The sequence below is a fragment of the Pseudomonas sp. E315 genome (genome assembly GCF_055406205.1).
Window position 1 is genome coordinate 181,811 of sequence record NZ_JBUZPJ010000008.1, and the last position, 16,605, is coordinate 198,415.

Consider the following 16,605-nt stretch of genomic DNA (forward strand, 5'->3'; position numbering starts at 1 on the left):
CCCTCACTCGCCGCGTCCGAATAACTCCAAGTTTTGTAAAGGTCTATTATGCACTTTCCGTAATCTTGACTACGCTCTACTCGGCAAACTATATAGTTTGCCGACATGGAGGGGTGAATTATGATTTCTGATTGGGAAATGTGTTATCGCCTATTGTTAGCTGCATTGTATGGGAGCCTTATTGGAATTCAACGGGAACATCTTTTTTGGACTGCTGGTTTACGCACGCACATGTTGGTTTGCGCGGGTGCCTGTTTAATTATGATAGTGTCAGCGTTTGGTTTCTCTTTGGCGCTAACTCAGCCCGGCACACAATTAGACCCGTCTAGAATAGCCGCTCAAGTAGTCTCTGGCATCGGTTTTTTGGGCGCTGGATCGATCATGATGCGCGGAGAGATCATAAAAGGCCTCACTACCGCGGCCAGCTTGTGGGCTGTTGCGGGAATAGGGTTGGCGGTAGGGGGCGGGCTCTATATGCTTGGCGCAGTAGCTACTTTCTTGATTTTGATTATTCTCATCGCCATCCGGCCTGTAGAGCGAATGCTGAGGGATATTATTCAGATACAAGTAGTTAAGTTGATAGCCCCCAATAACACACTTTCACCCAATCAACTAAAACAACTCTTGGGGGAGCGCGCTGATAAAATAAGGCAGTTTATTGTAGAGCGCGGACCCGACAGTAGCAGTGAAACCTTTACTATCGAATTGCGAGGCGTTACAAAAGCACAGTCGGACGAGATTGTTAAACAAATCTTGGGAGTGGACGGTGTGAGAGAAGTAGCCCCGCCGCACTAATTTATATATATGCGTGTTCAATAATACCGCTTATATTCATAAGCCCCCAAGGTCAAGCAAGGCCGGAGTTTCTGGCTTGGGCAGCTCAGTATGATTAGGGAGGCGCCCCTAAACGGAGCTTGGCCAGGCATCAGGAGTGGCTGTCTGTGCTTACTTGTGCTGTCTTAAAGCTTGAGGGGGACATGTCCGTTACAGATCGTGTGCGGCAAATACTAGGTGCCATTGACGGGCTGAACCACACACCGTCGGTCATGTGAACGTGTGTTGGCAACACGCTTACTTTTCAGGTTTGGTTTTTGGCGGTCTTTTTACAGTAGGGTCTCAACCCCGCCAGTAGCCTTGGTAATCCCCTCATTTCTAATACACACCAGAAATAGAGGTCAGGCCACCAGGGCCAACTTCTGTTTGGGAGTGATGCCTCCGTGAGCCATATTCGGACGCTCGTGATTGTATGCCCAGATCCAGTTTGCCCTGTAGTCCTGAACTTCAGCTATCGATTCAAATAAGTAATGCCCCAGCCAGTCGTAACGTACCGTGCGGTTATAGCGTTCGACGTAAGCGTTTTGCTGCGGGTTACCCGGCTGAATATACTCCAGGCGTATACCCCGTTTCTCGGCCCAGCCAGTAAGTTTGGTGCTGATAAATTCGGGGCCATTATCACAGCGGATTGGCTGCGGTTTACCGCGCCATTCAATCACTTGATCCAGCGCTCGCACCACACGCTCCGCTGGAAGTGAAAAATCAATTTCCATGCTCAGGGCTTCCCGGTTGAAGTCGTCAATCAGTTTGAAAACTCGAAAGCTGAGTCCGTCCGACAACTGGTCGTGCATAAAGTCCATCGACCAGCACTGGTTGCTGGCATCAGGAACCGCCAGTGGCTCAAGCTTCTCGCGCACGATACGTTTGCGCGGTTTGATCCGCAGGTTCAGCTCCAGCTCGCGGTAAATCCGGTACACCCGCTTGTGGTTCCAGCGGTAGCCTTTGACGTTGCGCAGGTACAGAAAGCATAAGCCGAAGCCCCAGTTTCGCTGATTATGGGTAAGGCGGATTAAATGATCGGCAATCTCTGCGTTTTCAGGCGCCAAGCGTGGCTGATAGCGATAGCAAGTGATACTGACCACGAAGGCCAGGCATGCCGCCTGATGCTACATCGACCTGAACGCACCACTTCCTGCGCCATCTCTCGTCGCCGATTTGCTCCGGTAAGGAGAAAATTCTACTTCTGATGCGTACTTTTTCTGGGGGGATTACCCTGCAAACGTTGACGACCTGAAGCGGCGCATTACAGGTAACGTGCCGCATCCATTCGATCGTGCAAGACACGAATAATCGCAATCCCGTAATCGGTGATACGGAAATAAATCATGTGCCGCTCAACCCGACTGCAACGATAGCCCGGTCGAATGTAGTCACAGGCCTGAGCTGTCCTGGGTGACGCCGTCAAAGCAGAAAAAGCGGTGGTAAGGATGTCGGTGTAGCGCTGCGCTTGCTCCACACTCCACCGCTGAACGGTGTAAACCCAGATCATCTCCAGATCCCGCTCAGCGGCTGGCGCAAGACGATACTCAGCCATGCTTGGTCAACATCCGCTGCTTGAAGGCTTCAGCGTCGAAGGCTCGCGGCTCCCCACTGGACTCACCGGCAATCAACGCCGAACGGATGGCCTCCACTTCGGCACTACGCTCCTGTTCACGCCGGATCAGGTCGCGGATGTATTCGCTGTCATTGGTGTAATGCCCCGCCTCAATCTGTGCTTTGATCCAACCGTCCTGCGTATCGGTCACAGTGATGGTTTTGCGCACGGTTCCCATGATTCAGCCTCCAGCAACGTTATTAACAGAACGACGCCATCATACTATTGGTGCAAAATAATGCACGTAACGCGTTAGCCGAACCAGTAACCTGACCCTGCCGATCATCCGTTCTTGCTTGAACGGCCCAAGACCTGACTTCACACTCGGCCGCCTATGACCTGGGGCATGCTCAACACCGCGAGCACCCGCCGATTGCGCGGCTGCCACAGACATGATCATTACCGCCAAAGTCCTCAACGAAGGTTTCCGGCATGCCTACTGCCCGCCCCGACCTGATTTATGAATACCCTGCCCATCTTCGCGCTCAGGTCGAGGCTGCCCCACGAGCACCCGGGGTATATTTCTTTTACGCGGATGGCGATTCGATACCCCTCTACATCGGGAAAAGTATCGATATTCGAAGCCGATTGCTTGCTCACCTCCGTACACAGGAAGAAGCCAGGATGCTGCGACAAGCGCAGCGAATCGAATACCGCCAAACAGCCGGGGAAATCGGCGCTCTACTGCTTGAGTCCAGATTGATCAAAGAACTGCAACCCTTGAAAAACAAGCGGCTACGGCGACAACAGCGCCTGTGTTCACTGCGCATTAGCGCTGGGATACTCGAGATCGTCGACACCACAGCCATAGCCGAAGGACCTCAACTCTACGGACTTTTTCGCAGCAAGCGCATGGCCACCGAAGCGTTGATGCTGATCGCTGACGAGCACCGCCTCTGCCATACGCTGCTGGGCATTGATAAATCGACGGGGCGAGGTTGTTTCAGGGCCCAAATTGGAAAATGCGCCGGGGCATGCAAAGGCGAGGAAAGCCATGAGGCTCACACCGAACGCCTGCTGACTGCGTTGACGCACTGGACCGTACATCACTGGCCGTTTCCCGGCGCCATTGCATTACACGAACGGCATGGTGAGATTGAGGAATTCCACGTCGTTGATGGCTGGCGCTACTTGGGGACATTTGCCTCTGAGTCAGAGGCCAGACTGGCACCCAAGCTGTCAGGGCAGGCATTCGATGCCGATTGCTACAAAATTTTGGTGCGCCCTGTGCTGCTAGAAAGCAGCGCCATGATCATGCTCTCTTAGCCGATAAGTTGTATGCAGCCACCCAGATTCATCCCCCTGTCAGGGTGGCCGCTTGACGTGGGCACCCGCCTGAAAAAGTTGAACTGGTAATTCAACGCACGCCCTATATCGCGGCCTACCGGGTCTACGATGATCGTGTCCGAATCCTGCGCGTACTGCATGAAGCCCAAAGCTGGCCAATGGATCTGCCAACGCTGATTAGCCGCTGACCACGATCAAACTGTAAAAACGGAACGCGCCTGATTCCATTACCCCTAGCATCTGCAATCCCCCACACTATTTAGTGATTGGCAAATGGCGCCCAGACCTACGCCAATACATGTCGTGTTGCCCGGCCCTGCCAGGCATCCGCCCAGGTGGTCAAGATCTTCAAGGCCACGGCGCGGTGTCACCGCGTTGATCCCGTGCTCCTGCCGCCCAATCTCGGGCGCACCTCTCATCACACCCTCGGGGTTCCTGCCCCTTGGGCCGGGGCCCTGCCGTTCGTTCAGGAGAACCCCATGAACCTGTCACTTCCCGACGCCAATGCTCCAGCATCGGCTACACCGCCTACGGCGCTGACGGTCAACGAAACGCAATTGGTCCACCAAGCCCTGCGCGTGATGGAACAACGCCTGTTCCAACGCGGCCCTTACCTCGAAAACGCCAAGGATGCCCGCCATTACCAGATGCGGCACTTCTCGGACGTGGTCAAGGCACCGCGCCGTTCGATCCTCGCCAACACCCTCAACAAGTCCTGACGGCTGATCTCACTGATAGAACACAGACCCAGTGAGGGCAATACGTCGTTGTTGAAGATACGGCGGATTTGAGACAGCGTACTTTGGCGCCCCTCCTTGAGCGTGAGCCCACGATGCTCGACCCAGCGATCGAACATGTCCAGGAAGGTGTTTGCTTCCGCCAGCCGATCAGCCTCACGGTTGCGCCGGCGCTGCAGTTGGGGATTGATCCCTTGGGCCAACAGCTTGCGCGCTTCATCCCGGCGCGAACGCGCCTCACGCAGAGTGATTTCGGGGTAGGTACCGAGCGACATGCGTTTTTGCTTGCCCGCCCAACAGAAGCGGAAGTGCCACGAACGCCCACCCCTCGCCGATACCGCTAACGACAGGGAGTCAACATCACCGATGGGTGTAGTCCTTGCCAATGGGTTTGGCATGCCGGACGGCAGTATCTGTAAGAGCCATAGGTCTAGCCTCCTGAAGGTTGAGTTCAGGGCCAGATGTTCAGTGAATGGCTCGCAGGCTTCGCGCAACAATCCGATCTCGAAGGCTTCCCACAAATGGACTAATTTAGTCCAGATGTCCGTGGCTTTCGGTGGATGTTGGCGGAACGAAAAAAGACGCCTAAGCGTCTATTTTCAGTGACTTACAGAATTCCTTGGAACTCTGCAGATCAAAAATCTGGAGCGGGAAACGAGACTCGAACTCGCGACCCCGACCTTGGCAAGGTCGTGCTCTACCAACTGAGCTATTCCCGCTTTTTGGTGTTGGGCATTCTATAGCAATCAAAGAATGCGTCAACCCCTTGATTCAAAAAGTTTTATTTATTTCGTTGAAGTGGTTTTAAGGTGCGGCCAAGCTGCGCGTAAATATTGAAGCATCGACCATAGCGTCAGCCCAGCAGCAATGAGCAGTAACGCATACCCCACCAATACCCAGAAGCTGAAATCTGAGGGGTTAGCCAGCAGAATCACCAACGCCAACATCTGAGCTGCGGTTTTCCATTTGCCCATGTTCGACACAGCAACTTGGGCTCGAGCACCCAGCTCGGCCATCCACTCGCGCAAGGCAGAGATAACGATCTCGCGGCCAATGATCACCGCCGCAGGCAGCGTCAACCAAACGTTATGGTGCTCTTGCACCAACAAAACTAACGCCACAGCCACCATCAACTTGTCGGCAACAGGGTCTAGAAACGCGCCAAAAGGCGTGCTTTGCTCCAACCTGCGAGCCAGATAGCCATCAAGCCAGTCCGTTGCAGCAGCAAAGGCAAAAACCGAACTGGAGGCCACATAGCTCCAGCTATAAGGGAGATAGAACAACAGAATGAAGATAGGAATCAGTAGAACGCGGAGTACGGTGATCAAATTAGGGATATTCATCTGCACAACTGGCTACGAGGTGAGGGGGCATTCTACTCGCTGTGCAGATTTGCATAAATCAACTCAGCAAGCTTTTTACTGATCCCCGGGGCTTTGGCGATCTCTTCGATGCTGGCACGAGACAGCTCCTGTAATCCACCAAAATGTTTCAATAAGTCACGACGACGTGTCGGCCCGACCCCTGCAATCCCTTCCAGGGTTGAGGTTCGGCGGGTTTTACCACGTCGCGCTCGGTGTCCGGTAATTGCAAAACGGTGAGCCTCATCACGGATTTGCTGAATCAAATGCAAGGCTGGAGAGTCGCCTTTAAGCGTGAACTCATGGGCTGCATCATTCAAATAAAGCGTTTCAAAGCCAGCCTTGCGGGTCGCACCTTTGGCCACACCCAGCAAAATCAGGTCAGGGACAGCCAGTTCGTTGAGCACATCACGGGCCATCGAGAGCTGCCCCTTGCCACCGTCGACCAATAAAATATCAGGCAATTTGCCCTCACCTTCTTTGAGCCGACTAAAACGGCGCATCAGCGCCTGGTGCATGGCCGCATAGTCATCGCCAGCGGTAACGCCTTCGATGTTGTAGCGCCGATAGTCCGACTTGATCGGCCCTTCAGGCCCAAAAACCACACACGACGCAACAGTCGCCTCACCACTGGAGTGACTGATGTCGTAGCACTCAAGGCGCTGCGGGATCTCGTCGAGCTTCAAGACTTTGGCCAACGCTTCAAATCGTGCAGCTACATGCTGACGATTAGCCAGGCGCGCGCTTAGCGCTTGCTCGGCATTGGTAACCGCGAGCTGCTGCCAACGCGCACGCGTACCTCGCACGCGATAGCTGATTGACATCTCTCGCCCACGCAGCTCGTCGATGGCGGCAATAATCGCTCCAAAGCTCTCGTGCTCAACGTTGACGATCAGTTCGCTCGGCAAGTCGCGCTCAGGGCTACTGATGTAGTACTGCCCAAGAAACGCCGCCATTACTTCGGCTACGTCTTCCTCAATACCCACTTGAGGGAAGAAGTTTTTGCTCCCCAGCACACGACCGCCGCGCACATTGATCAAATGCACACAGGCGCCACCTGGGTTCACAAAAGCTGCAATCACATCGACATCGCCCGTGCCGCCTTCCATGCTTTGCTGGTCCTGAACCCTGCGCAGCAACGAGATCTGATCGCGCACTTGCGCGGCATGCTCAAAGTCCAGAGTGCTAGCGGCTTGCTCCATCTCGTGGTTCAGCTCGTCAGTTAGCGCACTGCTGCGCCCCTCAAGGAACATCACAGAATGGCGCACATCCTGAGCGTACTCCTGCGCATCTACCAGCCCAACACAAGGCGCTTTACAGCGTTTGATTTGATATTGCAGGCAGGGCCGGGTCCGGTTTTTAAAGTAGCTGTCTTCGCATTGACGAACCAAAAAGGTTTTCTGCAAAAGGCTCAGACTTTCGCGAATAGCCCCGGCACTGGGGTAAGGCCCGAAGTATTTACCTTTTTGCTTCTTGGCCCCCCGATGAATACTCAGCCGAGGGAACTCGCCATCTGACAGAAACACATAAGGGTAGGACTTGTCGTCGCGTAACAGGATGTTATAGGGCGGCCGCCATTCTTTGATCAGCGTTTGCTCCAGCAGCAACGCTTCAGTTTCGTTAGCGGTTATCGTGGTTTCGATCTGGGCAATGCGACCAACCAAAGCAGCGGTTTTAGGCGCCAGACCGGTTTTACGAAAGTAACTGGCCAAACGCTTTTTCAGGTTCTTGGCCTTACCCACGTAAAGCAGCCGTGCATCACAATCGAACATGCGATACACACCAGGTCGGCCGCTGCAGGTCGACAAAAACGCACTTGCATCAAACACGTCAGTCATCGTTAGCCAGCATCAACCATGCCGTGGCGAACCGCCAACAATGCCAGTTCAACATCACTTTTGACCGAGAGCTTTTCGAAAATTCGATAGCGGTAGGTATTCACTGTTTTAGGCGACAAGCACAGCTTATCGGAGATGACCTGCACCTTTTGGCAGCCCACGATCATCAATGCAATCTGAATTTCTCGCTCAGAGAGCGCGTCAAAGGGTGAGTCGCTGGCAGGCTGGAAAGACTTAAGCGCCAACTGCTGGGCAACCTGTGGGCTGATATAGCGCTGCCCTGCAAAAACAAGACGTATGGCCTGAACCATCTCGGCCAACCCGGCGCCCTTGGTCATATACCCAGCTGCACCTGCCTGAAGAAGGCGCGTGGGAAAAGGGTCTTCTTCACAGACAGTCACGGCGACCACTTTGATATCGGGATGGCTACGCATCATTTTGCGCGTAGCTTCCAAGCCACCAATGCCCGGCATTTTGACATCCATCAGCACGACATCGGGCTTCAGCTCCCGAGCCTTGATCAATGACTCTTCGCCTGACTCGGCTTGACCAACCACTTGCAGGCCGTCGATATCAGCCAGCATCCGTGTGATGCCTGTGCGAACAAGATCGTGGTCATCGACCACTAGAACCCGAATCAAGCCGATACCTCGCGAATTGGTCTTAGTAGGTTGCCGGACACCTTAGCAAAAAACTATTGAGCTGACCTACTCACATGCGTCATATAACAACTATCAATAGCCTGAAAATCCGCAAAACATCTAAAACGTTCAATCAGGCTATCGTGTCATCAATTCAAACGTCACTCGGCCCCGGCCGCCCTTTCAGGGCCTGAGCGGCTGAAAGTTCAGCCAGCGTTATCGTCAGACGACGGATCGCGTCCTGATCCTCCTTATGAAGGACTCGATAACTGACCAACACTTTTTCTTCAATTTGGCTGAGGTTGTCCGTTAATGTCGGCGTTGGAGTACCCGTCAACACATACAGAACGTCTACGCCACGTGCAGCCACACGCGACAAATAATCTGCTTTGGGTGCGCGATCACCATTTTCATATTTGCCTTGGGCATTCGCTTCGACGCCACCGATTTCACCAAAAGCTTTCTGCGACAAGCCCAGCCGCTCTCTCTCTTGCCTCAACCGCGAACCAATTCCACTCATTTGGATGTAAGATCCCATTTTAAACACCCGCGAGGATGGTATAATCAAAAAATATTAAACAACTTTGAACGGTTTTGAACTATGACCGGAATTCGTACTGCCGCACAAGCCAAGGCATGGCTGGAACACCAAGGAAAATCCGTTCAAGAGTTCGCTCGAGAGCATGGCGTCGATCCGGCAACCACCTATCAAGTGCTCGCTGGGCGTAAAAAGGGAAAACGTGGAGAAGCCCACAAGGTAGCGGTTCTTTTGGGCATGAAAGACGGGATCATCCCTTCGCCAACTCATCAGCCAAGCGAAGACGCAAGTGATGAACTGTCCTGAGTATGCGCTTAATTAGCGCAGTGACATGATTTAGTCTTGCGAACGCACTATTAAATATGGTTACGCGCTTTTTTCAGCACGGGCATACATCTTTTGCAAGGGCAAACAGTCGCTTTTAAGAAGCTAGCCCCCCTCCAATAGTCTTATTGGTCAACTCAGTGCAAATTACTGATTGAATCCTGCAGCTCGCCTCTAGTAAGCTCCGGAGCATTCAGCGGAGATAACTCATGTTGCATCACGCACGTACAACACTTAGCAAGACCATCGGCGCCCAGCGCCCGGTTAATGCTGCGCGCGCGACCAACACGCTTTCGTCTGCACGATTTTATTTTGGGTATTGGTTTAGCCACTGGCGCGCCTGATACCCACACGGCGCCCACTTTTTAAGGGTCGCCTACCAGAGAATTCTCACCCCCGGTCGGCCTCCCGACCGGGGGTTTTGTTTTTTTAAGCCCCCTATTTTATTGAATTGAGGAATTACCCCATGAACTACGCCACTTATTACTGCTTCGACCTTTGCACTGCATGGCGATTTATCAGCCGCCGCTCGGGACAGTCTGCCGCCTCCGAACGGACCCACATTGGTGGCACGCATGCACTCACAGCCAGTCTGGCTAATTGTCGAACACCCCAGTAGGGCTGAGCGCGCGGGAGACCCGCCGCCTGCCCAGGAAGCACACACCATGAACGCATCCGTTTCTGCTTTGCCGAAAACCGCTCACACCAGTACCGTACTGACCCAGCGCCTCCCCAGCGCCTCAGACCTCAAACAGCAATTGCCACTCAGCGCCGCGCTTGGCGAACAAGTGAACCGGCAGCGCCAAGCCATTCGCGCCATCCTTAACGGTGAAGACTCCCGTTTGCTGATCGTCGTCGGCCCCTGCTCTATTCATGACCCACAATCAGCACTTGAATACGCGAGCAATCTGGCCGCTCTCTCTAATGAACTAAGCGATGACCTATTGCTGGTCATGCGGGCGTACATCGAAAAGCCCCGCACCACCATTGGCTGGAAAGGCCTGGCCTACGATCCACATTTGGATGGCAGCGATGACATGGCTCATGGCTTAACCCTGTCACGCGAGCTCATGCTCGAAATGCTGCGCATGGGCCTGCCGATTGCAACCGAGTTACTGCAGCCGATGGCGGCTGGCTACTTCGATGACCTGCTTGGCTGGGTTGCTATTGGCGCCCGCACAACTGAATCGCAAATACATCGAGAGCTGGCCAGTGGCCTTGATCTACCTGTCGGATTCAAAAACGGAACAGACGGCGGCGTGGCGATTGCGTGCGATGCCATGCGTTCAGCAGCCCATAGCCATCGCCACTTCGGGGTCGATAGCCAAGGGCACCCTGCCACTATCACAACCCCAGGCAACCCTGATACTCACTTGGTACTGCGCGGCGGCCACAGCGGCCCGAATTACGATCGAGTAAGCGTGGCGCAGGCCCGCGCAGACCTTACAAAAAACGCCATTGCTGCCCGCTTAATGGTGGATTGCAGTCATGCCAATAGCGGTAAAAACCCGCTGCGCCAGCCTGATGTTTTTAATGAGACCCTCGCTCAGCGCCTTGAAGGCGACCGCTCACTGATTGGGATGATGCTGGAAAGTCATCTTTTTGAAGGATGCCAGCCCCTGAGTTCAACGATGCGTTACGGAGTTTCAGTCACTGATGGCTGCCTGGGGTGGGATGCGACCGAGCAGCTACTGCGTTCAGCGGCTAAACAAATGCAAGGGCAGCGGCGCTTAGTAACTGCCTTCAACTAATCAGTTTGTGCTACCCACGCGCCGCCACAGCTCCTATCTGCGGCGGCGCAAAGTCGCTAACTCGTATAAGAAAAGCCGACTCAAACAGCCAGAAAACATACAAAACATTAGTTCCTACATAAACCTTGATGGATTGAATTTTCCTGGAAGCCATCTCTGGTGACTCTGCACACCTATCACCCTCCTCTTACACACTTAGTAACCTCGCCCTTACACGCTAAATCGTCGGCTAAGGTGTTTTTATGAGTTGAAAAACACCTACAAGAGAATCGACATGACTGACTTAGCACGCACGCAATATCCGATCGTATTGGTTCACGGGCTCTTTGGTTTCGACCGGATTGGCCCTTTCAGCTATTTTCATGGCATCGAAGAAGCATTAGAAAAAGCAGGCGCCAAAGTGTTCATTGCCTCCGTCTCTGCGGCCAACAGCAATGAAGCCCGTGGCGAACAGCTACTTGAGTATGTACATCAAGTGATCAAGCAAACCGGCGCCAAACGGATCAACTTGATCGGTCACAGCCAAGGCGCATTGACCGCCCGCTACGCCGCGGCCCTCGAACCCGAACTGATCGCCTCCGTCACCTCAGTCAGCGGCCCCAATCACGGCTCTGAACTGGCCGACCGCCTACGCATGGCGCTTACGCCCGGCAAACTGCCCGAAACCGTGGCCGCCGCCCTGAGCACTGCATTTGGCACCTTCCTCTCCCTCATCAGTGGCAAACCCGAACTACCCCAGCACTCCATAGAAGCGCTCAATGCACTGACCACTGAAGGCGTGGCGGCTTTCAATGCCAAATACCCCCAAGGCTTGCCAACTACATGGGGGGGCGCCGGAGCCGAGCAAGTCAATGGCGTGTTCTATTACTCTTGGAGCGGCATCATCAAAGATTCGTTGTTCTCGGAATCTTCAAACATGTTTGACCCGCTGCACAGCGCCTGCCGGGGGCTTAGCAGTTTTTTCACCCTTGAAGCCAATGCCAATGACGGTCTGGTTGGCCGCTTCAGCTCTCATTTGGGCACAGTGATCCAGTCGGACTACGCAATGGACCACGTAGACACCATCAACCATCTGGGAGGCGTGACACGCAAATCCGTCGATCCCGTTAAGTTGTATGTAGACCATGCGCAACGCTTAAAAAAGAACGGCCTGTAACCCTTGCAACTGACGCGCACTGAAAACGGCCATGGGAACTTTGCCAAGAAAAAAAGCACTGAATCCGGTAGGCTCACCACTTTCTTGAAAGGAGTACTCCCTCATGGCTAAAGCCACTGCTCGTCACATCCTCGTAGCCAGCGAAGCCAAGTGCAACGAACTGAAAGCACAAATTGAAGGCGGCGCCGACTTCGCTGAAGTTGCAAAGGCCAACTCCACTTGCCCATCCAGCCGTCAAGGCGGTGACTTGGGCTCTTTCGGTCCTGGCCAAATGGTTAAAGAATTCGACACCGTCGTCTTCAGCGCACCGATCAATGTGGTGCAAGGCCCGGTAAAAACCCAGTTCGGTTACCACCTGCTGGAAGTCACTAGCCGTCAGGACTAACCTCCAAGCGCTGTGTGAAAACGGCCCACCTTTTGGTGGGCCGTTTCGTATCCGCAATCATAAAACCCGTGTTACGTTTCCTCACCCACGAACCCATCGTGTTTCATCTGAGGAATTGATCATGAGCCTGAAAGGTAAAACTGCCTTGGTTACTGGTTCCACCAGCGGCATTGGCTTGGGCATCGCCCAATGTCTTGCCAAGGCGGGGGCCAACTTGATACTCAACGGCTTTGGCGATGCCAGCAAAATCGTTGCCGAGATGGGACAGTTGGGCGTCAAGGTGGGGCATCACACGGCCGATGTCAGCGACCCCGAGCAAATCGCAGACATGATCCGCTATGCCGAGAGTGAGTTCGGCGGCATCGACATTCTGGTCAACAATGCCGGAATTCAACACGTGGCCAGCGTCGAAGAGTTCCCTGTCGAGCGCTGGGACTCGATCATTGCAATCAACCTGTCCTCGGTCTTTCACAGCACCCGCTTGGCGTTACCGGGCATGCGCAAACGCGGCTGGGGCAGAATTGTGAATGTGGCCTCAGTGCATGGGCTGGTTGGTTCGGTCGGCAAAGCGGCTTATGTGGCAGCCAAGCATGGGGTCATTGGCCTGACCAAAGTGGTTGGCCTCGAAACCGCCACCAGCAACATCACATGCAATGCCATCTGCCCTGGCTGGGTGTTAACCCCGCTGGTTCAAAAGCAAATCGACCAACGCATCAATCAAGGGATCGACCCTTATCAAGCTCAGCATGACCTTCTTGCCGAAAAACAGCCCTCACTTGAGTTCGTCACCCCGCCGCAGCTGGGTGAACTGGTGTTGTTTTTGTGCAGCGAAGCCGGCAGCCAGGTACGTGGTGCAGCGTGGAATGTCGATGGCGGTTGGTTGGCGCAATAACGCAGCCTGTTGCTGCACAGTAAGCAAGCAAAAATGCACACCAACCCTGCACTTATCAGGGTTGTATTAGGCAAATTTGCACTGTTAGCATCGGCCATCAGTTCGCCCGCGAACACCTTCTAAAAATAATCAGAAGCAGGGAGTTAGTGATGACTGCTCAGGTTTCAGCCTCACCGACACAGGATGTCGAGTCGACTCACAGCACAGTGCTGGCCCAAGTGCGCAACCATATTGGCCACCTGACCCTAAACCGACCAAGCGGCCTCAACGCTATTGACCTTGAGATGGTTCGCAGCCTTCAAGCTCAGCTCGATGCGTGGGCCACAGACGCAAACATCAAGGCTGTGGTATTGCGCGGCGCAGGCGAAAAGGCCTTCTGTGCCGGTGGCGATATTCGCTCGCTTTACGACAGCTACAAACGCCAAGACACCCTGCACACCCTCTTCTTCGAAGAGGAATACGCGCTCGACCTGACCCTGCATCACTACGCCAAGCCGGTGCTGGCCCTGATGGATGGTTACGTACTGGGTGGAGGCATGGGCCTTGCCCAAGGTGCGGATTTACGCGTGGTCACAGAACGCAGCCGCTTGGCGATGCCAGAAGTGGCAATTGGTTATTTTCCGGACGTCGGCGGCAGCTACTTTTTGACCCGAACACCCGGGCAAGTGGGTACTTATCTGGGCGTCAGCGGCGTACAGATAAGTGCCAGTGACGCGCTGTATTGCGGCCTGGCAGATTGGTACACCGAAAGCGACAAGCTCGCTGAGCTGGACCAACGCCTCGACACCTTGAAATGGCAGCACACCCCTCTTGAAGACCTCAAATCGCTGCTGAGCACTCTCGCCGTAGAGACCCTGCCCGATGCGCCGCTGGCTAAATTGCGCCCCTTGATTGACGAGGCGTTCTCGCACAACAACGTACCTGCCATCGTTGCCCACCTGCGCGCCGTGACCGCTCCTGACACGCGCGAGTGGGCCCACAGTACGGCCAACGTGCTGCAAACCCGTTCGCCGCTGGCGATGGCCGTCACGCTTCAAATGCTTCGCCGTGGGCGTGAGCTCAAGCTCGAAGACTGCTTCAAGCTTGAGTTGCATCTAGACCGCCAGTGGTTTGACCGTGGCGATTTGATTGAGGGCGTGCGCGCACTCATCATCGACAAAGACAAAACCCCGCACTGGAACCCACCGACCTTGGCTCAGCTGGATGACGAGCATATCGCCAGCTTCTTCACTGACTTCACATCGAGCGAGGTTTAAGTCATGCACGACCTCGAACTGACTGAAGAGCAAGTGATGATCCGCGACATGGCCCGCGATTTTGCCCGAGGCGAAGTCGCCCCCCACGCTCAAGCATGGGAGAAGGCTGGCTGGATTGATGATGCCTTGGTATCGAAAATGGGCGAGTTAGGACTGCTGGGCATGATCGTGCCTGAGGAGTGGGGCGGTACTTACGTGGACTACGTCGCCTATGCCCTGGCGGTAGAAGAGATATCCGCAGGTGACGGCGCGACAGGCGCGCTGATGAGCATTCACAACTCGGTCGGCTGCGGCCCCATTCTCAAATATGGCAGTGAGGCGCAAAAACAAACGTGGTTGGCCGAGCTGGCCAGCGGCCAGAGCATCGGCTGCTTTTGCCTTACCGAACCCCACGCGGGCTCTGAAGCGCACAACCTGCGCACGCGGGCAGAACTGCGCGATGGCCAATGGGTGATCAACGGCGCCAAGCAGTTTGTCAGCAACGGCAAGCGCGCCAAATTGGCCATTGTGTTTGCTGTGACAGACCCTGAGCTGGGCAAAAAGGGGCTCTCCGCATTTTTGGTGCCGACTGACACGCCCGGCTTCATCGTTGATCGCACTGAACACAAAATGGGCATTCGCGCTTCAGACACCTGTGCTGTCACGCTGAGCAATTGCACAGTGCCTGAGGCCAACTTGTTAGGCGAGCGTGGCAAAGGGTTAGCGATCGCCCTCTCCAACCTTGAAGGCGGACGCATTGGCATCGCAGCGCAGGCGCTGGGGATCGCTCGCGCAGCCTTCGAAGCCGCGCTGACTTATGCCCGTGACCGGGTGCAATTTGACAAGGCCATCATTGAGCACCAAAGCGTGGCCAACATGCTGGCTGACATGCAAACCCGCCTCAACGCTGCCAGGTTGCTGATTCTGCATGCCGCCCGTCTGCGTAGCGCGGGCAAGCCGTGCTTGTCAGAGGCGTCACAAGCCAAGCTATTCGCGTCAGAAATAGCTGAATTTGTGTGTTCTAAAGCCATTCAGATTCATGGGGGTTACGGCTATCTGGAGGATTATCCGGTGGAGCGTTACTACCGCGACGCCCGAATCACCCAGATCTATGAAGGATCAAGCGAGATTCAGCGCATGGTGATTGCCCGCGAGCTGAAAAACTACCTGATCTAAACACCCAAGTCAGGAGCAGGCTTGATCGCGATGAACTCAAAGCATCGCGAACAAGCTCGCTACAGCGGTTTAGCGTTACTGGTTTTTAAACTCTGCTTCACGCTTGCCTACAAAGGCGGCCATGCCTTCTTTCTGATCGTGAGTGGCAAACAGTGAGTGGAACACGCGGCGCTCAAACCGCACGCCTTCGGTCAAATTGACCTCAAATGCCCGGTTAACGCATTCCTTGGTCAGCATCAGCACGGGCAACGATTTTTTGGCAATCAAGGCGGCCACTTTAAGCGCTTCTTCTAGCAGTTCATCCACTGGCACCACTCGCGACACCAACCCTGAACGCTCAGCTTCAACGGCGTCGATCAAACGCCCACTCAAGCACATCTCCATTGCTTTGGCTTTGCCCACCGCACGGGTCAGGCGCTGCGTGCCGCCCATGCCCGGCAGCACACCAAGATTGATTTCCGGCTGACCAAACTTGGCGTTGTCACCCGCCAGAATGAAGTCGCACATCATCGCCAGTTCACAACCACCGCCCAAGGCAAAACCCGCTACCGCAGCAATAACCGGCTTGCGACGGCCCGCCACGCGGTCGCTGTCTGAAAACAGGTCATCAATGTAGATTTTCGGGTAAGTCAGCTCTGCCATTTCCTTAATATCGGCGCCAGCAGCAAAGGCCTTTTTCGAGCCGGTGATCACAATACAACCGATCTCGTTATTGGCTTCCAGCGCATCCAGCGCCTGATTCACTTCGTTTACCAACTGCGCATTCAGGGCGTTCAAAGCCTGCGGCCGGTTCAAAGTAATCAAGCCAACACGGCCATGAATGTCCAACAAAATGGTTTCGTAGCTCATTGATAAC

18 protein-coding genes, 1 tRNA gene and 2 pseudogenes are annotated in these 16,605 nt (G+C 54.5%); 11 read left to right on the top strand and 10 right to left on the bottom strand.

The genetic code is table 11. The annotated features are described in order from the left end of the window. The first annotated feature begins 120 nt into the window (after positions 1-120). Complete coding sequence (locus ACZRJQ_RS13635) at positions 121-795, top strand: MgtC/SapB family protein (RefSeq protein ID WP_463978867.1); 675 nt, start codon at positions 121-123, stop codon at positions 793-795. A 380-nt stretch (positions 796-1,175) separates the two neighbouring features. Here the strand turns inward: ACZRJQ_RS13635 and ACZRJQ_RS13640 are convergent. From ACZRJQ_RS13640 to ACZRJQ_RS13650, 3 genes and pseudogenes are all read right to left on the bottom strand, one after another. Continuing rightward, positions 1,176-1,984, bottom strand: a pseudogene (locus ACZRJQ_RS13640) (IS3 family transposase); the annotation flags it as partial. Between the two features lie 93 nt (positions 1,985-2,077). After that, positions 2,078-2,368: a type II toxin-antitoxin system RelE/ParE family toxin gene (locus ACZRJQ_RS13645; RefSeq protein WP_463978868.1), complete on the bottom strand. Its 291-nt coding sequence runs from the start codon at positions 2,366-2,368 to the stop codon at positions 2,078-2,080. Then, positions 2,361-2,606: a type II toxin-antitoxin system ParD family antitoxin gene (locus ACZRJQ_RS13650; RefSeq protein ID WP_463978869.1), complete on the bottom strand. Its 246-nt coding sequence runs from the start codon at positions 2,604-2,606 to the stop codon at positions 2,361-2,363. Before ACZRJQ_RS13650 ends, ACZRJQ_RS13645 begins: the two co-directional genes overlap by 8 nt. Before the next feature lie 254 nt (positions 2,607-2,860). Here ACZRJQ_RS13650 and ACZRJQ_RS13655 point away from each other — a divergent pair, with 254 nt between their 5' ends. From ACZRJQ_RS13655 to ACZRJQ_RS13665, 3 genes are all read left to right on the top strand, one after another. After that, positions 2,861-3,694, top strand: coding sequence for an endonuclease (locus ACZRJQ_RS13655; protein WP_463978870.1), 834 nt, complete (start codon positions 2,861-2,863; stop codon positions 3,692-3,694). Between the two features lie 89 nt (positions 3,695-3,783). After that, entirely contained in the window at positions 3,784-3,903 is a 120-nt protein-coding gene (locus ACZRJQ_RS13660; RefSeq protein ID WP_463978897.1) for a hypothetical protein, read from the top strand. A 291-nt stretch (positions 3,904-4,194) separates the two neighbouring features. Beyond that, positions 4,195-4,434 carry a hypothetical protein gene (locus ACZRJQ_RS13665; protein ID WP_463978871.1) on the top strand — a complete coding sequence of 80 codons (240 nt, stop codon included), beginning with the start codon at positions 4,195-4,197 and terminating at the stop codon, positions 4,432-4,434. Here ACZRJQ_RS13665 and ACZRJQ_RS13670 read toward each other — a convergent pair. The 6 genes and pseudogenes from ACZRJQ_RS13670 to ACZRJQ_RS13695 form a co-directional block, all read right to left on the bottom strand. Beyond that, positions 4,359-4,878: pseudogene (locus ACZRJQ_RS13670) on the bottom strand (tyrosine-type recombinase/integrase); the annotation flags it as partial. The gene ACZRJQ_RS13665 and the pseudogene ACZRJQ_RS13670 sit on opposite strands and share 76 nt — an antisense overlap. Before the next feature lie 217 nt (positions 4,879-5,095). Further along, positions 5,096-5,171: transfer RNA gene (locus tag ACZRJQ_RS13675), tRNA-Gly, on the bottom strand. A 66-nt stretch (positions 5,172-5,237) separates the two neighbouring features. After that, entirely contained in the window at positions 5,238-5,795 is a 558-nt protein-coding gene (gene pgsA / locus ACZRJQ_RS13680) for a CDP-diacylglycerol--glycerol-3-phosphate 3-phosphatidyltransferase (RefSeq protein WP_463978872.1), read from the bottom strand. 32 nt (positions 5,796-5,827) lie between these two features. Beyond that, the gene (gene uvrC, locus ACZRJQ_RS13685) at positions 5,828-7,651 is read right to left on the bottom strand and encodes an excinuclease ABC subunit UvrC (protein WP_463978873.1); all 1,824 of its coding nucleotides are present in this window, start codon (positions 7,649-7,651) and stop codon (positions 5,828-5,830) included. A gap of 2 nt (positions 7,652-7,653) precedes the next feature. Next, entirely contained in the window at positions 7,654-8,292 is a 639-nt protein-coding gene (gene gacA / locus ACZRJQ_RS13690; RefSeq protein ID WP_047273603.1) for a response regulator transcription factor GacA, read from the bottom strand. Between the two features lie 154 nt (positions 8,293-8,446). Continuing rightward, on the bottom strand, positions 8,447-8,812 hold the full coding sequence (locus tag ACZRJQ_RS13695) for a helix-turn-helix domain-containing protein (RefSeq protein ID WP_463978898.1): 366 nt from the start codon (positions 8,810-8,812) through the stop codon (positions 8,447-8,449). Between the two features lie 81 nt (positions 8,813-8,893). On the opposite strand from ACZRJQ_RS13695, the gene ACZRJQ_RS13700 reads away from it, so the two are divergent. From ACZRJQ_RS13700 to ACZRJQ_RS13730, 7 genes are all read left to right on the top strand, one after another. Beyond that, entirely contained in the window at positions 8,894-9,136 is a 243-nt protein-coding gene (locus tag ACZRJQ_RS13700) for a DNA-binding protein (protein ID WP_463978874.1), read from the top strand. A 683-nt stretch (positions 9,137-9,819) separates the two neighbouring features. Continuing rightward, a complete protein-coding gene (locus ACZRJQ_RS13705) occupies positions 9,820-10,905 on the top strand; it encodes a 3-deoxy-7-phosphoheptulonate synthase (RefSeq protein ID WP_463978875.1) in 1,086 nt (361 codons plus the stop codon). A gap of 274 nt (positions 10,906-11,179) precedes the next feature. Further along, on the top strand, positions 11,180-12,061 hold the full coding sequence (locus ACZRJQ_RS13710; protein ID WP_463978876.1) for an alpha/beta fold hydrolase: 882 nt from the start codon (positions 11,180-11,182) through the stop codon (positions 12,059-12,061). Positions 12,062-12,164: 103 nt separating this feature from the next. Further along, positions 12,165-12,446, top strand: a complete 282-nt coding sequence (locus ACZRJQ_RS13715; RefSeq protein WP_008150918.1) for a peptidylprolyl isomerase — start codon at positions 12,165-12,167, stop codon at positions 12,444-12,446. A gap of 121 nt (positions 12,447-12,567) precedes the next feature. Further along, positions 12,568-13,338: a 3-hydroxybutyrate dehydrogenase gene (locus tag ACZRJQ_RS13720; protein ID WP_463978877.1), complete on the top strand. Its 771-nt coding sequence runs from the start codon at positions 12,568-12,570 to the stop codon at positions 13,336-13,338. Positions 13,339-13,487: 149 nt separating this feature from the next. Then, on the top strand, positions 13,488-14,594 hold the full coding sequence (locus tag ACZRJQ_RS13725; RefSeq protein ID WP_463978878.1) for an enoyl-CoA hydratase/isomerase family protein: 1,107 nt from the start codon (positions 13,488-13,490) through the stop codon (positions 14,592-14,594). Positions 14,595-14,597: 3 nt separating this feature from the next. Next, positions 14,598-15,749, top strand: a complete 1,152-nt coding sequence (locus tag ACZRJQ_RS13730; RefSeq protein WP_463978879.1) for an acyl-CoA dehydrogenase family protein — start codon at positions 14,598-14,600, stop codon at positions 15,747-15,749. A gap of 75 nt (positions 15,750-15,824) precedes the next feature. Here ACZRJQ_RS13730 and ACZRJQ_RS13735 read toward each other — a convergent pair whose 3' ends face one another. Beyond that, complete coding sequence (locus ACZRJQ_RS13735) at positions 15,825-16,598, bottom strand: enoyl-CoA hydratase (protein ID WP_463978880.1); 774 nt, start codon at positions 16,596-16,598, stop codon at positions 15,825-15,827. Between the last annotated feature and the right edge of the window lie 7 nt (positions 16,599-16,605).

Excerpts from the sequence above, each read along its gene's own strand:
- ACZRJQ_RS13635 (WP_463978867.1), top strand. The coding sequence starts at position 121 with ATGATTTCTGATTGGGAAATGTGTTATCGCCTATTGTTAGCTGCATTG.
- ACZRJQ_RS13645 (WP_463978868.1), bottom strand. The coding sequence starts at position 2,368 with ATGGCTGAGTATCGTCTTGCGCCAGCCGCTGAGCGGGATCTGGAGATG.
- ACZRJQ_RS13650 (WP_463978869.1), bottom strand. The coding sequence starts at position 2,606 with ATGGGAACCGTGCGCAAAACCATCACTGTGACCGATACGCAGGACGGT.
- ACZRJQ_RS13655 (WP_463978870.1), top strand. The coding sequence starts at position 2,861 with ATGCCTACTGCCCGCCCCGACCTGATTTATGAATACCCTGCCCATCTT.
- ACZRJQ_RS13665 (WP_463978871.1), top strand. The coding sequence starts at position 4,195 with ATGAACCTGTCACTTCCCGACGCCAATGCTCCAGCATCGGCTACACCG.
- pgsA (WP_463978872.1), bottom strand. The coding sequence starts at position 5,795 with ATGAATATCCCTAATTTGATCACCGTACTCCGCGTTCTACTGATTCCT.
- uvrC (WP_463978873.1), bottom strand. The coding sequence starts at position 7,651 with ATGACTGACGTGTTTGATGCAAGTGCGTTTTTGTCGACCTGCAGCGGC.
- ACZRJQ_RS13695 (WP_463978898.1), bottom strand. The coding sequence starts at position 8,812 with ATGAGTGGAATTGGTTCGCGGTTGAGGCAAGAGAGAGAGCGGCTGGGC.
- ACZRJQ_RS13700 (WP_463978874.1), top strand. The coding sequence starts at position 8,894 with ATGACCGGAATTCGTACTGCCGCACAAGCCAAGGCATGGCTGGAACAC.
- ACZRJQ_RS13705 (WP_463978875.1), top strand. The coding sequence starts at position 9,820 with ATGAACGCATCCGTTTCTGCTTTGCCGAAAACCGCTCACACCAGTACC.
- ACZRJQ_RS13710 (WP_463978876.1), top strand. The coding sequence starts at position 11,180 with ATGACTGACTTAGCACGCACGCAATATCCGATCGTATTGGTTCACGGG.
- ACZRJQ_RS13715 (WP_008150918.1), top strand. The coding sequence starts at position 12,165 with ATGGCTAAAGCCACTGCTCGTCACATCCTCGTAGCCAGCGAAGCCAAG.
- ACZRJQ_RS13720 (WP_463978877.1), top strand. The coding sequence starts at position 12,568 with ATGAGCCTGAAAGGTAAAACTGCCTTGGTTACTGGTTCCACCAGCGGC.
- ACZRJQ_RS13725 (WP_463978878.1), top strand. The coding sequence starts at position 13,488 with ATGACTGCTCAGGTTTCAGCCTCACCGACACAGGATGTCGAGTCGACT.
- ACZRJQ_RS13730 (WP_463978879.1), top strand. The coding sequence starts at position 14,598 with ATGCACGACCTCGAACTGACTGAAGAGCAAGTGATGATCCGCGACATG.
- ACZRJQ_RS13735 (WP_463978880.1), bottom strand. The coding sequence starts at position 16,598 with ATGAGCTACGAAACCATTTTGTTGGACATTCATGGCCGTGTTGGCTTG.